This window comes from Haemophilus paracuniculus, assembly GCF_002015115.1.
GTDB lineage: Bacteria > Pseudomonadota > Gammaproteobacteria > Enterobacterales > Pasteurellaceae > Haemophilus_E > Haemophilus_E paracuniculus.
In genome coordinates this window covers 14,249-30,561 of sequence record NZ_MUYA01000009.1, presented here as the reverse complement: position 1 = coordinate 30,561, position 16,313 = coordinate 14,249, and the positions used below count along the sequence as shown (strand labels likewise).

Sequence of the window (16,313 nt, the reverse complement as noted above, 5' to 3'; positions counted from 1 at the left end):
GTACAAATTGACCTTGAAATTCACGAAACAGCTCAACGCAAAATGACAGGGAAAATTATTCGAGCAAAAATTTAGAATGTAGGGCAAATTCTATATCCATTTTTATTAAAATAAAAAAAGAAATAAAAAAATCCCCGTAAATAAAAAAACCGTTTTGATCGCTCAAAACGGTTTTTCATTCAACAATGATTATTTCTGACGCATCGCAGGGAATAAAATCACATCACGGATTGATGGGGCGTTGGCGAAGATCATTGCGAGGCGGTCGATGCCTAAGCCTTCGCCTGCCGTTGGTGGTAAGCCGTGTTCGAGGGCGACCACAAAATCGTCATCGTAGAACATCGCTTCATCATCGCCTGCTTCTTTCGCTGCTACTTGGGCTTGGAAGCGTTCAGCTTGGTCTTCTGCATCGTTCAATTCTGAGAAGCCGTTGCCGATTTCGCGTCCGCCGATAAAGAGTTCAAAGCGGTCGGTTACTTCTGGATTTTCGTCATTGCGGCGTGCAAGCGGTGAGATTTCCGCAGGGTGTGCCATTAAGAAAGTTGGCTGAATCAGTTGGTGTTCCGCCACTTCTTCAAAGATCGCATTGACCACTGAACCTAAGCCCCACGATTTTTGGATTTCGATGTTCAAGCCTTTGGCAATCGCTACCGCTTTGTCGAAATCGTGCAAGTCCGCAAGTTGAATGCCGTTGCCATATTTCACAATCGCATCGTGCATTGTGATTCGCTCAAATGGTTTGCCGAAGTCGAACACATAGTCGCCATAAGGGACGGTGGTCGTGCCGAGAATATCGAGTGCCAAACGGCGTAACAATTCTTCGGTGTTATCCATTAAATCGTGGTAATCCGCATAGGCTTGGTAGTATTCGATCATTGTAAATTCAGGGTTGTGGCGAACGGATACACCCTCGTTGCGGAAGTTGCGGTTTAGCTCAAACACACGCTCAAAGCCGCCCACCACAAGGCGTTTGAGGTAAAGTTCTGGGGCGATACGCAAATACATATCCACGTCTAACGCATTGTGGTGGGTAATAAATGGTTTCGCTGCTGCACCACCTGGGATCACTTGCAACATCGGGGTTTCCACCTCAATAAAGCCTTTTTCAGTGAAGTATTGGCGAATGCCCGAAATCACTTTGGAACGAATGGTAAAGGTGCGACGAGATTCTTCGTTCGCAATCAAATCTAAATAACGCTGACGGTAGCGAGTTTCTTGGTCGGTCAAGCCTTTGTGCTTGTCTGGCAACGGACGCAACGCTTTGGTTAAAAGCTCAAATTCCGCCACACGCACGGTCAATTCGCCCGTTTTGGTTTTGAATAACGTGCCTTTCGCCCCGACAATATCGCCCAAATCCAAAATGCCGATGGTGTTTTCATATTCGCCCTCGGGCAAATTATCGCGAGCGACATAAAGTTGAATATCGCCGCTCACATCTTGAATGGTGATAAAAGTCGCTTTCCCCATTGCACGGCGAAGCATAATCCGCCCTGCCACCACCGCAGGAATGCCCTGCTCTTTGAGGGTTTCGCCCTCTACTTCATCATAATTTTTGTGCAAATCTGCCGCATAATGCTCACGGCGGAATGTGTTCGGAAACGCATTACCACGCTGGCGAAGTTGGTTTAATTTCTCACGGCGAGCAAGCATCTCGCCGTTCAGATCTAATTCTTGGTTTTCTTGTGCTGACATTAGTATTACCTTAGAAAAATGTAAAATTATTAAAAATCCAACCGCTTGTTAGACATCAAGGGTGGCATAAAGGGCGTTGCTTTCGATGAAATCTCGGCGTGGCTCAACTTCATCGCCCATTAGGGTAGTGAAGAGGCGGTCGGCTTCGATGGCATCGGTGATTTTCACTTGTAGCATTTGGCGATTTTCAGGATCCATTGTGGTCTCTTTAAGCTGTTTCGCTTTCATTTCGCCCAATCCTTTATAACGCTGAATCACTAAGCCTTTCGCCGATTCTTTCTTCAACCACGCCAAGGCTTCGGCGAAGTTGCTCACGTTGGCACGACGTTCGCCTTTGGTCACGTAGGCGGTTGGTTCGAGCAAGCCTTGTAGCTGTTCGCCGAGTTGCATTACTTGGCGATATTCCTCGCTGCCGACAAAATTGAAATCAAGGGTGTAGGCGGTGTCCATTCCGTGCATTGTTACGATAATTTTCGGCTCGTAGGTTTGGCGTTCGCTGTTGAACGCAATTTCGCCACGATAGTTGCCGCCATTGCTTTCGTTGGCGGTGAGATAATCGACAAAATTTGCCGTCCAAGCGGTGGCTTCCGTTTCATTTTTTACCACGTCCACCAGATTTGGCTGATAAAGCAAGCCATTGAGCAAGGCTGACGGATAACGACGAGTTAAACGCCCAAACAATTTCTGCACATCGTTATATTCGGCGATCAATTTTTCCAACGCCAACTGATTTAACGCTGGGGCATTTTCATTAACGTGCAAGCTCGCATTATCTAACGCAAGAGTAAGTTCATATTGAGCCATTTCTTCATCATTTTGAATATATTGCTCTTGTTTGCCTTTCATTACTTTGTAAAGCGGCGGTTGAGCGATATAAATATGCCCACGCTCGATCAACTCTGGCGTTTGGCGATAGAAGAAAGTGAGCAAGAGGGTGCGAATGTGCGCACCGTCCACATCCGCATCGGTCATAATGATGATTTTGTGATAACGCAATTTATCTGGGTTATATTCATCACGCCCGATGCCCGTGCCGAGGGCGGAAATCAAGGTCGCTACCTCTTGCGAAGAGAGCATTTTATCCAAACGGGCTTTTTCCACGTTTAAGATCTTCCCTTTAAGCGGTAGGATTGCTTGATTTTTCTTATTACGCCCTTGTTTTGCCGAACCGCCCGCAGAGTCCCCCTCGACAAGGAACAGTTCCGACAAGGCAGGATCTCGCTCTTGGCAGTTGGCGAGTTTCCCCGCAAGGATATTCAATTTCGCCTTGCCTTTGGTGCGAGAAAGGGATAACGCACGTTTTGCTGCCTCGTTCGCACGCGCCGAATCAATGATTTTAGTAATAATCGCTTTCGCATCGGCAGGGTTTTCTTCCAAATAGGTTTTGAAATAATCGCCCATCGCACCGCTTACCGCCCCACTCACTTCCGAAGAAACCAATTTTTCTTTGGTTTGCGAAGAGAATTTTGGATCAGGCACTTTGACCGACACAATCGCCACTAATCCCTCACGAATATCGTCCCCCGAAATTTTGACCTTAGCGTCATCTTTCTTCATTACTTTCGGGTTATCTTTATTCTCTTTGATGTAGTTATTCAGCTCACGGGTTAATGCTGTGCGGAAACCTGCTTGGTGCGTACCGCCGTCCCCCTGCGGAATGTTATTAGTGAAGTAGTATTCTTTATCTTTGGCGTAGGTTTGGTTCCATTGCATTGACACTTCCACCCCAATGCCGTCTTTCTCGGTCGAGAAATGGAACAGGGTTGAATGGGCTGGCACTTTGCCTTGGTTAAGATATTCCACAAAGGCTTGAATACCGCCCTCATATTTGAAGTGATCTTGCTTATTATCACGCTCATCGATCAATTTGATCGACACGCCAGAATTGAGGAACGACAATTCACGCAAGCGTTTTTTCAGAATATCGTAAGTGAAAACGTTTGAGTATTTTGGCTCTTTGGCTTTTTTCGGTTTTTCAACGATCTCGATCTCAACATCGTCTTGATCTTCCGCATCCGCCACTAATTCTGCCTCTTCGATTTCCTCATCAACGCTCTCTTCAACATCGTTCTGCTTGATTTTGAAAATATCACGGCTCGGCCAGAAACGCACGGATGTCCCCGTTTTATCCGTCTCGCCAATTACCGCCAACGGGGCGTCAGGCACACCCAAGCTATAAAATTGCTCGTGAACCTTGCCCTCACGGCGGATCGTGAGTTGCAATTTAGACGAAAGGGCATTCACCACCGACACCCCCACCCCGTGCAAACCGCCCGAGACTTTGTAAGAGTTGTCGTCAAACTTACCACCCGCGTGCAGCACGGTCATAATCACTTCCGCCGCCGACACACCCTCTTCGGGGTGAATCCCAACGGGAATCCCACGCCCATCATCTTGCACCGACACCGAATCATCGGCGTGAATGGTTACGATAATGTCCTTACAATGCCCTGCTAACGCTTCATCAATCGCATTATCCACCACCTCAAACACCATATGGTGCAAGCCCGTACCATCATCGGTATCGCCGATATACATACCAGGGCGTTTACGCACGGCGTCCAAGCCACGCAAGACTTTAATACTGGAAGAATCGTAACTATTCGTTTGTTCAGACATTCGTAATTCCTTGATAAAAAAATGATGGCGGATTTTCGCCAAAAAATTGAGCGAGATTATATCAGAAAAAGCGGTTGATGTGGCGGAAATTAGCCGATTTTCGCCGATAAAAAATGCCCCTAATGATCGGGGCATTTTAATTATTCAGCTTTGGTCAGATCTTTCACTTCCGTTTCAGGGGTTACTTTTTTCACCGCTTCAATCCCTTTTTGGCAGCCTTGTTTTGAAGCATAGGCTTGGCTGGTGGCGATAATTTCGTGGTTGCCCGCTTTTAAACGCCAGCGAAATTCTTCTTTTGCATCTTTGTAAATTTCAAAGTACATTTTTGTTTTCCTCTTAAAAATGCCAACGATTTGGCGTGTATAGCTTACGCTGAATTTGGGAAATTGTAAATTTTTCGTGGGATCTTACCGCTTGCAGATCTACTTTTCTTTGCTTCGCCAAAGAAAAGTAGCAAAAGAAAGGCGACCCCGAACATTTTGCTTTTGTTTCGCTTGTTTCTAATTTCTGCGGTCAATTTGTAAACTCGCCAGCAAGCTGGCTCAAACAGTACAAATTGACCTTGAAATTAACGAAACCGCTCAACGCAAAATGACGGGGGATTTATTCGAGCAATAATTTGAAAACTAAGAAAATTTTATTTTCTCTCTAATAAACAAGAAATTTTCAAAAATCCCACCCCTTGCACCTTTTTTCTTAACCTGCTTTCGGTTACTATTTCCGCACTTTTTTTATTTTTTCTCGGATCTGAATATGACGCAAAAATTGCTTATTTTACATACAGGTGGCACGATTTCGATGAGTGAGGGGGAAGACGGTAAAGTCGCCCCGTCTCAGCAAAATCCGTTGCTTGCTGCCCTTGAACGCCTCAATCATCCTGCTCAACTGCATCAAGAATCGGTGCTGAATGTGCCGTCCCCTCATATTACGTTGGAACATTGGTTACTGCTGAAAAATCGGATTGAACAGGCGGTTAATCAAGAGCATTTTGACGGGATTGTGATTACCCACGGCACGGACACCCTCGAAGAAACCGCTTATTTCCTTGATTTGTCGCTGAATGTGAATGTGCCAGTGGCGATCACGGGGGCGATGCGTTCCAGTAATGAACTGGGGGCGGACGGCTTAATCAACCTGCAAAGTGCGATTTTGGTCGCCCTTAGTCCTGAAAGCCAAAATAAAGGGGTGTTGGTGGTAATGAATGATGAAATTCATCACGCCAAATTTGTTACGAAAACCCACACCACCAACGTGGCGACTTTCCAAACCCCAACTTTCGGGCCGTGCGGATTGGTGGCGAAAAACCGTGTGATTTATTTCCAACAGCTGACCGCTTACGAACGTTTTCCGCTGACGGAAGTGAAAAAAGCCAATGTGCAAGTCGTCAAAACCTATGCGGGAATGGATAGTTTCCTGCTCTCGCAACTCGCTAAAAGTGGTTGCGATGGCGTGGTGATTGAGGCGTTGGGGGCGGGCAATTTACCGCCAAGCTGTTTAGACGGCGTGCAAGCCTTGCTCGATGCGAAAATTCCTGTGGTGTTAGTTTCGCGTGCCTTTAACGGCGTGACCCAAGATGTGTACGACTACCTCGGCGGTGGCAAACAGCTCAAACAGCAGGGCGTGATTTTTACCACAGGGTTGAGCGGACAAAAAGCTCGGATCAAGCTAATGGTGTTGCTCAATCATTCCCTTAACCAACCGCTTGCCAGCTATTTCTAATCAAAAAATAAGGACGCCGAAGCGTCCTATTTTTTTACGTTTGATTAGAAACGGATGCCCGTTCCCAAGCCCAAGCCGACACCTGCACCGTTTGAGCCGCCACTAATGTTTGCACCGCCGCTGAAAACGCAACCTGCCAACATTAACGCCGATAAAATTACCACTAATTTTTTCATTTTAAATTCCTATAAAAAGCCAATCGCTGATTAGCGAGGGCGTATTCTACGAATTAACCCCTGCCAACGCAATGGATTTATTTTCCGACCAGTCCGTCAAGGATTGCACCAGTTGATCGATCACGGGCTGCCAACTCAAATCCGCCCCTTGTCGAAACAGGCGAACGCTCTGATACCAATCACTATCCGTTCGCTCTAACCCCCAACGAAAATCGGGGTGGAAACTCAATAAAATCCACGTTGGTTTGCCCATTGCCGCCGCCAAATGTGCCACGGACGTATCCACCGAAATCACCAGATCCATTTGCTCGATCAGCCCTGCGGTGTCGGAAAAATCATCAAGTCGATCCGCCCAAAGATGTAAATTTTTTGGAAAATCTGACCGCTTGCAATCCGCTTTATTCAACACTTTTTGCAAGCAATGAAACTCACCATCTAGCTCAAATAACGGGGCGAGTTGGGCGAAATCAAGGCTACGGGAAAGATTGCGTTTATGCTTGGGCGAACCGCCCCACACAATGCCAATTTTAGGCTTGCGACTGGCTGGTACAAGGCTCGCCCACTTTTCCGCAAAGGCAGGTTCAGCTTGCAAATAGCCCCCTGCAAGGGGTGGTATTTCTGAAAATAATCGCAGGGCAAGAAGCAGGCTCATCATCGGAATATGATATTTCAGCCCATAAATGGTTGAACCATTTGGCACGGTTTCCACCCCGTAGCGAGCCAAATTGAAATTGAGCAGATTCTCAATGCCCGTGTGATTTAGCACCACCACATTCAACCCTCGCCGTTTTGCCTCAATCGCATAACGCACAAACTGAATGTTGTCGCCGAAACCTTGCTCAACGTGGATCAGCAATTTCCCCTCACCAATCGGCTCGCCTTGCCCCATACCTTGCCATTGAGGAATATCGATCCCCAACGGCTCAAAAGCGGGCAAGTTAGTTTTCCAACGCCATTCGTAATCTTGCCAACCCTGCTCGTTCCCGCCCAAAGTGAGATGCAGCAAGGCTTTGTTGCACCACGCCAACGGAAAATTTGGCGACAATCGCACCGCTTGTTTAGCGTCCCACAGGGCGAGATCGTAAAGCCCCAAATTTTGCAGGGCAATCGAACGATGATGATAGAGTTCCGCTTGATCGGGCAAGGCTTGCAACAGCTGATCGTAATAACGCAACAGCACCAACCATTGCTCACTGGTGCTGGCTTTTTCCTCTTCGGCAATCAAGAGAGCGAGAAAATCGCTATATCGCATTTCCGCCATTGGATTTCTCGTTAGGCTCGAAACACTTTCACGTTGGCAAAGCCGTTCTCTTTGAGGTAGAGGGCTTGCAGTTTGCTCATCACACCACGCTGGCAGTAAAGCAGGTAGTTTTTGCTTTGGTCGAAGCTGGCGAATTGGGAAGAAAGTTTGTAGAACGGCAGAGTTTGCACCGCCACGCCGTCTAAGCGGAACGGACTTTCGTCCACTTCTTCGGGGCTGCGAATGTCTAAAATCACATCGTTTTCGCCCAGTTCCGAAGTCGTTTCCACCGAAACCACCTCTTTTTCGGTCTGTTGGGCGATTTCACGAATATCTAAAAATTGGGCGGAAGCCACCGCTTGTTCGAGGATTTCAAAATTGAAATGCCCCTCTTCTTCCACGATTTTGCTCTCAATCGCCTTGACCGTTGGATTTTTCGAGATTACCCCACAAAATTCAGGCATTGATTTGGCGATGTCGTCCGTGCCGATCTCTTTCGCCATTGCGATGATCTGCTCTTTGTCGTGGGTAATCAGCGGACGCAACACAAGGGTGTCGGACGCCTTATCAATCAAGCGTAAATTGGTCAGCGTTTGGCTGGAAACCTGCCCCAACGCTTCGCCCGTTACAATCGCTTGAATATCAAAACGCTCGGCGATTTTGCTCGCCGCTCGCACCATCATTCGTTTCAACACCACGCCCATTTGACCGTTATCGACTTTTTCCAAAATCTCGCCGACCACGCCCTCAAAGTTGATCGCGACAAACCGCACCTTGTGCGAACTGCTAAACCGTTGCCAAATGTGATACGCCATCTGCTTCACGCCGATTTCGTGTGCCGCCCCGCCCAAATTGAAGAAGCAGTAATGCACCCGTGAGCCACGGCGAATCAGCATATAGCTCGACACGCCCGAATCGAAACCGCCCGAAATCAGCGAAAGTACATCTTCCTGCGTGCCAATCGGGTAGCCGCCCAAGCCTTGATGACGGGCTTTGATCAGCAACATTTTGTCGTGATCAATATCGATCCGCACTGTTACTTCGGGGTTGGTGAGGCGAACGGTAGCGGATTCGATCCGCTGGTTCAAGCCACCGCCGACATAGCGTTCCACATCAAGGGAACGAAACTCGTGCTTACCCTTACGGCGAACTCGCACGCAAAAGGTTTTGCCCTCTAACTCGGTTTTGACCGCTTGATAGGTCTGCTCAAAAATATCGTGCATTGAAGTAAACGGCGTTTCTTCCACTTCCAAAATGTGATGAATACCGGGGGTGCGTTGCAATAAATCCAATACAAGCGGTGCGTTTTCGGCATTTTTCGCCCGCACCTCGATAAAATCCCAATGGCGAATCACCGCCACGTTTTCATCGTGTTTAGTCAAGACATTGCGAATGTTACTGGTGAGAATTTTGATAAAGCGTTTCCGCACCGAATCGCTTTTAATCATAATTTCAGGGAAAAGTTTGATGATAAATTTCATTGTTGAATGGGTTTGAGAAAAATTGGGGCGGATTTTAGCATAAAGGAAGGGTTGAGGGAATTTTGTAAAATCCCACTCTTATAAAAAGCCCCGAATTGATTTCGGGGCTGTTTTCATTTCAGCAAACAGAATTAGTAAGCTAACACCGCACGGCGGTTTTTGGCGTAATCTGCTTCCGTATGACCCAACACTGCTGGTTTTTCTTCACCGTAAGAAACTGAGCGGGCTTGACCTTTCACGCCTTTGTTGACAAGGTGGGTTTGCACTGCTTCCGCACGCAACTGACCTAACGCGATGTTGTATTCTGGCGTACCACGCTCATCAGCGTGACCTTCGATCACCACGTTTTGGCTTGGGTTCGCTAATAAGTAAGCTGCGTGAGCGTCAAGCAAGTTGCTGTATTCGCCATCTACTGAGTAGCTATCAAAACCGAAGTAGATAGTGTTGTAGCGAGTTTGTAAATCTTGTGCCGATAAACCGCCGTATTGACCGCCTGCCACACCGCCATTTAACGCACTATTTGCACCGTTTGCATTTAATGCACCATTTGCGGTTTCGTTGTTGTTTGAAGAACTACACGCTGCTAAAACAAAAGCAGGTACAGCAACCATTAAAACTTTCGCAAGTTTTTTCATTTTTTGCTCCTAACTAATGAGATATAAAGAAAATGTGGAATTATTCTAGCACGCTCAATTTGTCTTGAATAGTCGCCATAAAAAATAAGCCCTAATAAATTAGGGCTTATCTCGTTTTTGGAAAACTAATTCAAATTAGTATTCTAACACCGCACGACGGTTTTTTTGGTAATCAGCTTCGGTATGACCTAATACAGCAGGTTTCTCTTCACCGTAAGAAACGGTTGATACGTTAGTTGCACCTTGTTGTGCTAAGTAGCTTTGTACTGCATCTGCACGGCGTTGACCTAATGCGATGTTGTACTCTGGTGTACCACGTTCGTCAGCGTGACCAGATACAGTTACGTTGCCGTTAGTTGCTTTTAAAAGTTGTGCGTGTGCATCTAATAAGTTGCGGTATTCGCCTTCAACTGCGTAGCTATCGAAACCGAAGTACACAGTGTTGTAACGAGTTTGTAAATCTTGTGCAGATAAACCGCCGAATTGACCGTTTACACCAGCACCATTTAACGCACTGTTTGCACCGTTCGCACCATTTAATGCACCGTTTGCAGAGGCGTTGTTGTCTGAACTGCTACACGCTGCTAATACGAATGCAGGTGCTGCAACCATTAAAACTTTAACGAGTTTTTTCATTTTTTGCTCCTAAGAGATAAGATAAAAATTATTTAGTCAAATACGGTGACCACGCAGGGAATTTATATTGTCCACCTGCTCCCGGCAAATTCGCTTTGAAACGACCATCTGCGGACACCAATTGTAGCACTTTGCTCGTCCCTTTGGTAGAGCTATAAATAACCATAATTCCGTTAGGCGAAATGCTCGGACTTTCATCCAAAAACGTTGAGCTCAAAACTTCTGTGCCACCCGAAGCGAGATCACGTTTCACAATTTTATCACCTGAAATCATGATTAAATTCTTGCCGTCTGAGGATACTTTCGCATTATAGCTACGGTTGCCCCCCACAGCACTTGCACCGCCACCCGATGCACTCATTCGATAAACCTGCGGCGAACCTGCACGGTCTGAGGTAAAGTAGATTGAACTACCGTCTGGCGACCAACTTGGTTCGGTGTTATTACCTGCATTCGCCGTTAATTTTGACGGATTCCCACCGCTTGCCCCTACCACATAGATGTTTAATGCACCGTCTTGGTTAGACGCAAACGCAATGCGTGAACCGTCTGGCGAGAATGCTGGTGCGCCGTTATGCCCTTTGAGGGCAGCGATTACACGGCGAGATCCTGAACGAAGATCGTGTACCACCACCTGTGATTTTTTGTTTTCAAAGGTAACGTACGCCAATTTTGAACCGTCTGGCGACCACTCTGGCGACATCAACGGCTCTTTGCTGCTCACCACGGTGAAAGCGTTAAAGCCGTCATAATCTGACACACGCAATTCGTAAGAATTTGTGCCACGTTGTACCACATAAGCAATTTTGGTTCTAAATGCCCCACGGATTTGGGTTAATTTCTCAAACACTTGATCGCTCACGGTGTGAGCCCCTTGGCGGATTTGAGCCGCAGGCACGTTGAATGAGCCTTGGGCGATAACCGCTGCTGGGTTGCTTAATGTATCCACTAATTGATAAGCCACATTGTAGCCACCGCCTGCTGCACTCACTTGACCGACGACAACGGTATCAACGCCAATATCTGTCCATTGCTGAGAATTAACTTCTGCGGCAGAAGCTGGCTGAGCAGGCAATTTATTTCTTTGAACAGGGGTAAATTTACCACTATTGCGTAAATCATCTGCAACGATCTGCCCCACATCCGCAGGCACACCGCCACTGGTTTTGAATGGTACAACGGCGATAGGTTGAGCCATACTCACCCCTTGATCGACCGAAATCACCACATCGCTTTCCGCTTTCGCCACGCCACTTAATAAAAGTGCGGCAAGGCTAATCATACTCGTTAAACGAGATTTTAACTTCATTTTTAACCTCTTGGTTGTTATTGAACTTTCAAACCGAAACGAATAATAGGCGATTTATATCTATTATAAGTTTCTTCATTTGGTGCTCTTGGTACATTACGAGCCGTGGTAATCGCTGACACCGCCGCTCGGCAGATATCATCAGGACCACCCATTACATCATAAGTAACGATGTTACCGTTTGGATCAAGATTGATCCGAACACGACATTCACGCCCTGCAAAACTTGGATCAACACGGTAAGTCCGAGATAATTTTTGCTTAATTAACCGCTCGTAATTTGAGTCTGCAACGCCCTTGCTATTGCCAACCCCTTTCGCATTACCATCGCCCTGCGAACCCGCAGAGTTTTTATTTCCGCCCTTGCTTGAACCACCACCAATATCGCCGCCACTCAAAAAGTCATCAAGGGCTTTGTTATTTTTAGCACGTTCTGCTTTCGCTTTTGCCTCTGCGGCAGCTTTTGCTTCCGCAGCTGCTTTGGCTTTCGCCTCTTTTTCAGCCTTCGCTTTCGCTTCGGCAGCAGCTTTTTCTTTGGCTTCTTTCTCAGCTTTTAGCTTGGCTTCTTTTTCCGCTTTCTCTTTTGCCTCTTTTTCGGCTTTTAGTTTCGCTTCTTTTTCTGCCTTCTCTTTTGCCTCTTTTTCCGCTTTTAATTTCGCTTCTTTTTCGGCTTTGAGTTTAGCTTCTTTTTCCGCCTTTTCTTTTGCCTCTTTCTCGGCTTTCAATTTGGCTTCTTTTTCCGCTTTGAGTTTCGCCTCTTTTTCTGCTTTTTCTTTCGCTTCTTTTTGAGCTTTTTGCTCTTCTAGCTTTTTCTGTTCAGCACGTTTTTGAGCCAATTCAGCCTCTTTTTGTTGTTGAGCTTTTTCCGCCTCTTTGGCTTTACGTTCTTGTTCCGCTTGCTTTGCCGCCGCTTCTAAACGTTTCGCCTCTGCCTCGGCTTTCAAACGAGCAGCTTCGGTGGCTTTTTTACGCGTTGCATCTTCTTCAAGCTGTTTTTTCAACTGCTCTTGTTTAGCTTTTTCTTGTCTCGCTTGCTCTTGCTTCGCTTGTTCCTGCTTTAATTGCTCTTGTTTAGCCATTTCTTGCTGGCGTTTTTGCTCTTCACGTTTTTTCTCTTCTTGTTTCTGTTTTTCAAGTTGAGCTAAACGTTGTTGAGCCGCCAACTGTTGTTCCGCTTTGGTCGGCTGTTCAGGGGCTGGTTCAGGTTCTGGCTCGTCAGGCACAGGTTCTTCTTTTTCCTGTTCGACTTTTGGCTTAGGGTTGGCTTGCTTTTCTGCTTTGAGCCGTCCATATTCCGCCGCCACTTGCCCCGTATCGACCATTACTGCCTCAAAATCCTCGCTGCTGCCACCGCTACCGCCCGCCGAGGGTAATTCGACTTTGGTAAAAAGCGAGCCAAGCAACAACAATCCAATCAGCAATAAGTGCAACAGGATTGAGGCAATCACCGCAAGTTCTAGTCTATCGTTCTTCGTTTTCACGCCCGATCCTTGCCATTATTTGCCTTCGGTCATTAAACCGACTGATTTAATGCCCGCATCTTTTAATAAGGTAATGCCTTTCATCACTTCTTCATAAGGCACTTCTTTGCCCCCAGCAACGAGGAAAAGGGTGTTGTTATCCTTTTGAAACGCCTCGCCTGCATAGGCAACCACTTCCTGTTCCGTCAAGTTTTCTTGACCACCTTGCACATAGTTGCCGTCAATTTTTAATTTGTATAAGCCAACACCTGAAATTTCGAGAATCACAGGGGTTTTATCTTCGTTAGAAACCGATTGACTATGTTTATCTTCTGGCAATTCAACTTCAACACTTTGGCTGATAATCGGGGCGGTTGCCATAAAAATCAGTAAAAGCACTAATAATACGTCCAAAAATGGCACGATGTTGATTTCAGATTTAATGTCATTACGTTTACGACGACGGTAAGACATACTTTCCTCTTAAAATGAATAAGTAAAAGATCTGACAACAAGCGGTCAGATCTTATGAAATTGCTAAATTTGCAGAAATCCTACCGCTTGCTTACTTCTTCGCAAAGGCTTCACGATGTAAGATCGTAGTAAATTCATCAATAAAGTTGGCGTAATTTTGTTCTAACTTGCTCGCACGCAAGCTCAAACGGTTGTATGCCATTACCGCTGGGATCGCAGCAAATAAGCCGATCGCCGTGGCGATCAATGCCTCGGCAATCCCTGGGGCAACAGATTGTAAAGTCGCTTGTTTCACCGCACTTAATCCCATAAATGAGTGCATAATCCCCCAAACCGTCCCGAATAAGCCGATATATGGGCTGATTGAACCCACCGTGCCTAGGAATGGAATATAGCTTTCCAACCCATCCACTTCACGGTTTAACGCAAGGTGCATTGCACGGGTTGAGCCTTGAATCATCGCCTCTGGGGCATCTGGATTCACTTGTTGCAAGCGGGTAAATTCTTTAAAACCTGCATAGAAAATTTGCTCTGAACCGCTTAACGCTTCACGGCGGTTATCTAAGCCTTGATGCAAGCGGTGCAAATCTTCGCCCGACCAGAATTTATCTTCAAACGCCTCTGAGGCTTTTTTGGCACGGGTTAGAACGCCGCTACGCTGAATAATCACCGCCCACGATAAAATCGAGAACGCAATGAGAATTAAGATAACAATCTTAACCACGATACTCGCTTCCATAAAGAGCGACACTAGGCTAAATTGATTTTCCATTAAAAACTCCGAATGAATAAGAATTAGGCTAAATATGAAGCGAGCATTTGCTGAATATCGGCAGGAATGGCGATCGGCTTCATTTTGGTTAAATCTACACTGGCAACAGTAACCGTTGCTTCGCTTAAACAGAGATCGCCTCGATACAAACGCTGTAAAAAGACGATACTGGCTTTTTTAAGTGCTTTTATTTCCGTTTTAACGGTTAATAAATCATCTAAACGAGCTGGCGTTTTGTAATCAATCGCTAAGTTTTTGACGACAAAGGCAATCTGATTTGCCAACAAGAATTGTTGTGAAAATCCGCCCTGCCGTAAAAATTCGGTTCTTGCACGCTCAAAGAAACAGATGTAGTTTGCGTGATAAACCACGCCACCTGCATCGGTGTCTTCGTAATAAACTCTGATAGGGAAATCCATCGTTGTTATTCAGCCTATTTTATTGAAAAACGCCTAAAATTTAGGCGTAAAAAACTTACGCATTTTAGAGAGTGCGAAAAGGTTATGCAAGGGGTTGGAAAAAATATTTTTTGAGGAAAATAAAAAAGCGTGGCTCGCCACGCTATTTTGAAATGTAAAGGTAAATAATGGAAAAAATCACGAGAATGTAACCGCTTATCGGCAGGAAAATGAGCTGCCAAACCGCAGAACGAATGGTAAAACCAATGCCGTGAATCCATAAAATCGCCATTCCATAAAAGGCTAATAAGGCTAAATACGGCACTTTTCCGCCAAAATGCTGGGCGAAAACGCTTGAATTGAGCAAAATAAAGCCAAATAAAAAGGTGGCGAGGATAAAAGAAAGGGCTTGTAGCAAGCCCTTTGCAGTGAAGTTATAAAGTGAGCGAATCATTATTCGTCAAATTTACCTGTTTTCTCAATGCTGATAGTAATTACTGTCGCAAAAAGAATGGCAAGCAAAACGCCTAATACCCAAGTTACATAAAACATTGTTGTTCTCCTTAGTATAGACTTGCTTTGTTGTCTTCGATGAATTTCGCATCAAGACGACCAAACATTTTGATGTAAGTCCAAATGGTGTAACCCAATACGATTGGCACGAAGATACAAGCCACGATTAACATTACGGTTAAGGTGAATTGGCTTGCGGTTGAATCCCACGCCGTCAAACTCATTGCTGGGTTTGAAATTGATGGCATTACGAATGGGAACATTGCCACACCTGCGGTAAGGATAACACCCGTTTGCATAATGGAAGACGAGAAGAACGCCCAACCAGAACGGTTTGCTTTTGAACTTACCACGGTTAATAACGCACCGACGACCGCTAATGCAGGAATTACCCACAATACTGGCATTTCGATGAAGTTTTTGAACCACGCACCTGTTTCTAACGCAACGGTTTTGTTAGTGAAAACAGATTGTGCGTTGTGGTCGATTTGGCTGGTGATCACGAAGCCTTCTTTGAAGTAAATCCACACGCCAGCTAACACGAACGCCACAAGGGTGATGATAGCGGTTAGTTGTGCCACATTTCTTGCACGGTTGCGTAAATCGCCCGTAGTTTTCATTTGTAACCAAGTTGCACCTTGGGTGGTCAGCATCATTAAGCTCACGACACCGCATAATAAGGCGAATGGATTTAACAAGCCGAAGAATGAGCCTGTGTATTTCACTTGGTTGATGTTGTTGAACTCAAACGGTACGCCTTGTAACAAGTTACCGAATGCCACTCCGAACACCAATGACGGCACGAAACCACCGATGAACAAGCCCCAGTCCCACGCATTACGCCATTTTGGAGCGTCAATTTTCGCACGATATTCAAAGCCCACTGGGCGGAAGAATAACGCCGCTAACACCAAAATTAACGCAATAAAGAAACCAGAGAATGCCGTTGCATAAACCGTTGGCCACGCAGCGAAGATCGCACCGCCTGCGGTTAATAACCAAACTTGGTTACCGTCCCAGTGTGGGGCGATTGAGTTAATCATCACACGGCGTTCCACGTTGCTTTTACCGATCACAGGTAATAGGGTAATTACCCCCATATCAAAACCGTCAGTAATCGCAAAGCCGATCAATAAAACACCGATTAAAACCCACCAAATAAAGCGTAGAATTTCATAATCAATCATTT

General features: G+C 46.0%; 16 protein-coding genes and 2 pseudogenes. 1 reads left to right on the top strand and 17 read right to left on the bottom strand.

The window, feature by feature from the left end:
- Positions 1-189 precede the first annotated feature (189 nt).
- From lysS to B0187_RS07460, 4 genes and pseudogenes are all read right to left on the bottom strand, one after another.
- Positions 190-1,692 carry a lysine--tRNA ligase gene (gene lysS, locus B0187_RS07470; RefSeq protein ID WP_078237242.1) on the bottom strand — a complete coding sequence of 501 codons (1,503 nt, stop codon included), beginning with the start codon at positions 1,690-1,692 and terminating at the stop codon, positions 190-192.
- 48 nt (positions 1,693-1,740) lie between these two features.
- Positions 1,741-3,627 (bottom strand): annotated as a pseudogene (locus B0187_RS07465) (DNA gyrase subunit B); the annotation flags it as partial.
- A 132-nt stretch (positions 3,628-3,759) separates the two neighbouring features.
- Positions 3,760-4,311, bottom strand: a pseudogene (locus B0187_RS10455) (ATP-binding protein); the annotation flags it as partial.
- 140 nt (positions 4,312-4,451) lie between these two features.
- Positions 4,452-4,634: a YegP family protein gene (locus B0187_RS07460; RefSeq protein ID WP_078237241.1), complete on the bottom strand. Its 183-nt coding sequence runs from the start codon at positions 4,632-4,634 to the stop codon at positions 4,452-4,454.
- Positions 4,635-5,064: 430 nt separating this feature from the next.
- Here B0187_RS07460 and B0187_RS07455 point away from each other — a divergent pair, with 430 nt between their 5' ends.
- Positions 5,065-6,030 (top strand): asparaginase, encoded by a 966-nt coding sequence (locus tag B0187_RS07455; protein WP_078237240.1) that lies wholly within the window; start codon positions 5,065-5,067, stop codon positions 6,028-6,030.
- A gap of 44 nt (positions 6,031-6,074) precedes the next feature.
- Here the strand turns inward: B0187_RS07455 and B0187_RS10440 are convergent, their stop codons facing one another.
- The 13 genes from B0187_RS10440 to cydB all read right to left on the bottom strand — a co-directional run bounded on the left by B0187_RS10440 (position 6,075) and on the right by cydB (position 16,311).
- Positions 6,075-6,206: a hypothetical protein gene (locus tag B0187_RS10440; RefSeq protein WP_281247602.1), complete on the bottom strand. Its 132-nt coding sequence runs from the start codon at positions 6,204-6,206 to the stop codon at positions 6,075-6,077.
- 46 nt (positions 6,207-6,252) lie between these two features.
- Complete coding sequence (locus tag B0187_RS07450) at positions 6,253-7,467, bottom strand: glycosyltransferase family 9 protein (protein WP_078237239.1); 1,215 nt, start codon at positions 7,465-7,467, stop codon at positions 6,253-6,255.
- Between the two features lie 11 nt (positions 7,468-7,478).
- Positions 7,479-8,927: a tRNA uracil 4-sulfurtransferase ThiI gene (thiI, locus tag B0187_RS07445; RefSeq protein WP_078237238.1), complete on the bottom strand. Its 1,449-nt coding sequence runs from the start codon at positions 8,925-8,927 to the stop codon at positions 7,479-7,481.
- A 131-nt stretch (positions 8,928-9,058) separates the two neighbouring features.
- Positions 9,059-9,562: a peptidoglycan-associated lipoprotein Pal gene (gene pal / locus B0187_RS07440; RefSeq protein WP_078237237.1), complete on the bottom strand. Its 504-nt coding sequence runs from the start codon at positions 9,560-9,562 to the stop codon at positions 9,059-9,061.
- Between the two features lie 135 nt (positions 9,563-9,697).
- Positions 9,698-10,198 (bottom strand): OmpA family protein, encoded by a 501-nt coding sequence (locus tag B0187_RS07435; protein ID WP_078237236.1) that lies wholly within the window; start codon positions 10,196-10,198, stop codon positions 9,698-9,700.
- A 28-nt stretch (positions 10,199-10,226) separates the two neighbouring features.
- Positions 10,227-11,507, bottom strand: coding sequence for a Tol-Pal system beta propeller repeat protein TolB (gene tolB / locus B0187_RS07430; RefSeq protein ID WP_078237235.1), 1,281 nt, complete (start codon positions 11,505-11,507; stop codon positions 10,227-10,229).
- A 17-nt stretch (positions 11,508-11,524) separates the two neighbouring features.
- Complete coding sequence (tolA, locus tag B0187_RS07425; RefSeq protein WP_078237234.1) at positions 11,525-12,988, bottom strand: cell envelope integrity protein TolA; 1,464 nt, start codon at positions 12,986-12,988, stop codon at positions 11,525-11,527.
- A gap of 15 nt (positions 12,989-13,003) precedes the next feature.
- On the bottom strand, positions 13,004-13,441 hold the full coding sequence (tolR, locus tag B0187_RS07420) for a colicin uptake protein TolR (RefSeq protein ID WP_078237233.1): 438 nt from the start codon (positions 13,439-13,441) through the stop codon (positions 13,004-13,006).
- A gap of 91 nt (positions 13,442-13,532) precedes the next feature.
- Positions 13,533-14,213: a protein TolQ gene (tolQ, locus tag B0187_RS07415; protein WP_078237232.1), complete on the bottom strand. Its 681-nt coding sequence runs from the start codon at positions 14,211-14,213 to the stop codon at positions 13,533-13,535.
- A gap of 23 nt (positions 14,214-14,236) precedes the next feature.
- Positions 14,237-14,632: a tol-pal system-associated acyl-CoA thioesterase gene (gene ybgC / locus B0187_RS07410; protein ID WP_078237231.1), complete on the bottom strand. Its 396-nt coding sequence runs from the start codon at positions 14,630-14,632 to the stop codon at positions 14,237-14,239.
- 142 nt (positions 14,633-14,774) lie between these two features.
- Positions 14,775-15,065: a cyd operon protein YbgE gene (ybgE, locus tag B0187_RS07405; protein WP_078237230.1), complete on the bottom strand. Its 291-nt coding sequence runs from the start codon at positions 15,063-15,065 to the stop codon at positions 14,775-14,777.
- Entirely contained in the window at positions 15,065-15,163 is a 99-nt protein-coding gene (locus tag B0187_RS07400) for a CydX/CbdX family cytochrome bd oxidase small subunit (RefSeq protein ID WP_078237229.1), read from the bottom strand. Before B0187_RS07400 ends, ybgE begins: the two co-directional genes overlap by 1 nt.
- An 11-nt stretch (positions 15,164-15,174) precedes the next feature.
- Entirely contained in the window at positions 15,175-16,311 is a 1,137-nt protein-coding gene (gene cydB, locus B0187_RS07395) for a cytochrome d ubiquinol oxidase subunit II (protein WP_078237228.1), read from the bottom strand.
- Positions 16,312-16,313: the final 2 nt, after the last annotated feature.

Coding starts and splice junctions, on each gene's coding strand:
- B0187_RS07460 (WP_078237241.1), bottom strand. CDS start 4,634: ATGTACTTTGAAATTTACAAAGATGCAAAAGAAGAATTTCGCTGGCGT.
- B0187_RS07450 (WP_078237239.1), bottom strand. CDS start 7,467: ATGGCGGAAATGCGATATAGCGATTTTCTCGCTCTCTTGATTGCCGAA.
- cydB (WP_078237228.1), bottom strand. CDS start 16,311: ATGATTGATTATGAAATTCTACGCTTTATTTGGTGGGTTTTAATCGGT.
- B0187_RS07400 (WP_078237229.1), bottom strand. CDS start 15,163: ATGTTTTATGTAACTTGGGTATTAGGCGTTTTGCTTGCCATTCTTTTT.
- tolB (WP_078237235.1), bottom strand. CDS start 11,507: ATGAAGTTAAAATCTCGTTTAACGAGTATGATTAGCCTTGCCGCACTT.
- lysS (WP_078237242.1), bottom strand. CDS start 1,692: ATGTCAGCACAAGAAAACCAAGAATTAGATCTGAACGGCGAGATGCTT.
- B0187_RS07435 (WP_078237236.1), bottom strand. CDS start 10,198: ATGAAAAAACTCGTTAAAGTTTTAATGGTTGCAGCACCTGCATTCGTA.
- thiI (WP_078237238.1), bottom strand. CDS start 8,927: ATGAAATTTATCATCAAACTTTTCCCTGAAATTATGATTAAAAGCGAT.
- tolQ (WP_078237232.1), bottom strand. CDS start 14,213: ATGGAAAATCAATTTAGCCTAGTGTCGCTCTTTATGGAAGCGAGTATC.
- B0187_RS07455 (WP_078237240.1), top strand. CDS start 5,065: ATGACGCAAAAATTGCTTATTTTACATACAGGTGGCACGATTTCGATG.
- tolR (WP_078237233.1), bottom strand. CDS start 13,441: ATGTCTTACCGTCGTCGTAAACGTAATGACATTAAATCTGAAATCAAC.
- ybgE (WP_078237230.1), bottom strand. CDS start 15,065: ATGATTCGCTCACTTTATAACTTCACTGCAAAGGGCTTGCTACAAGCC.
- ybgC (WP_078237231.1), bottom strand. CDS start 14,632: ATGGATTTCCCTATCAGAGTTTATTACGAAGACACCGATGCAGGTGGC.
- pal (WP_078237237.1), bottom strand. CDS start 9,562: ATGAAAAAACTTGCGAAAGTTTTAATGGTTGCTGTACCTGCTTTTGTT.
- B0187_RS10440 (WP_281247602.1), bottom strand. CDS start 6,206: ATGAAAAAATTAGTGGTAATTTTATCGGCGTTAATGTTGGCAGGTTGC.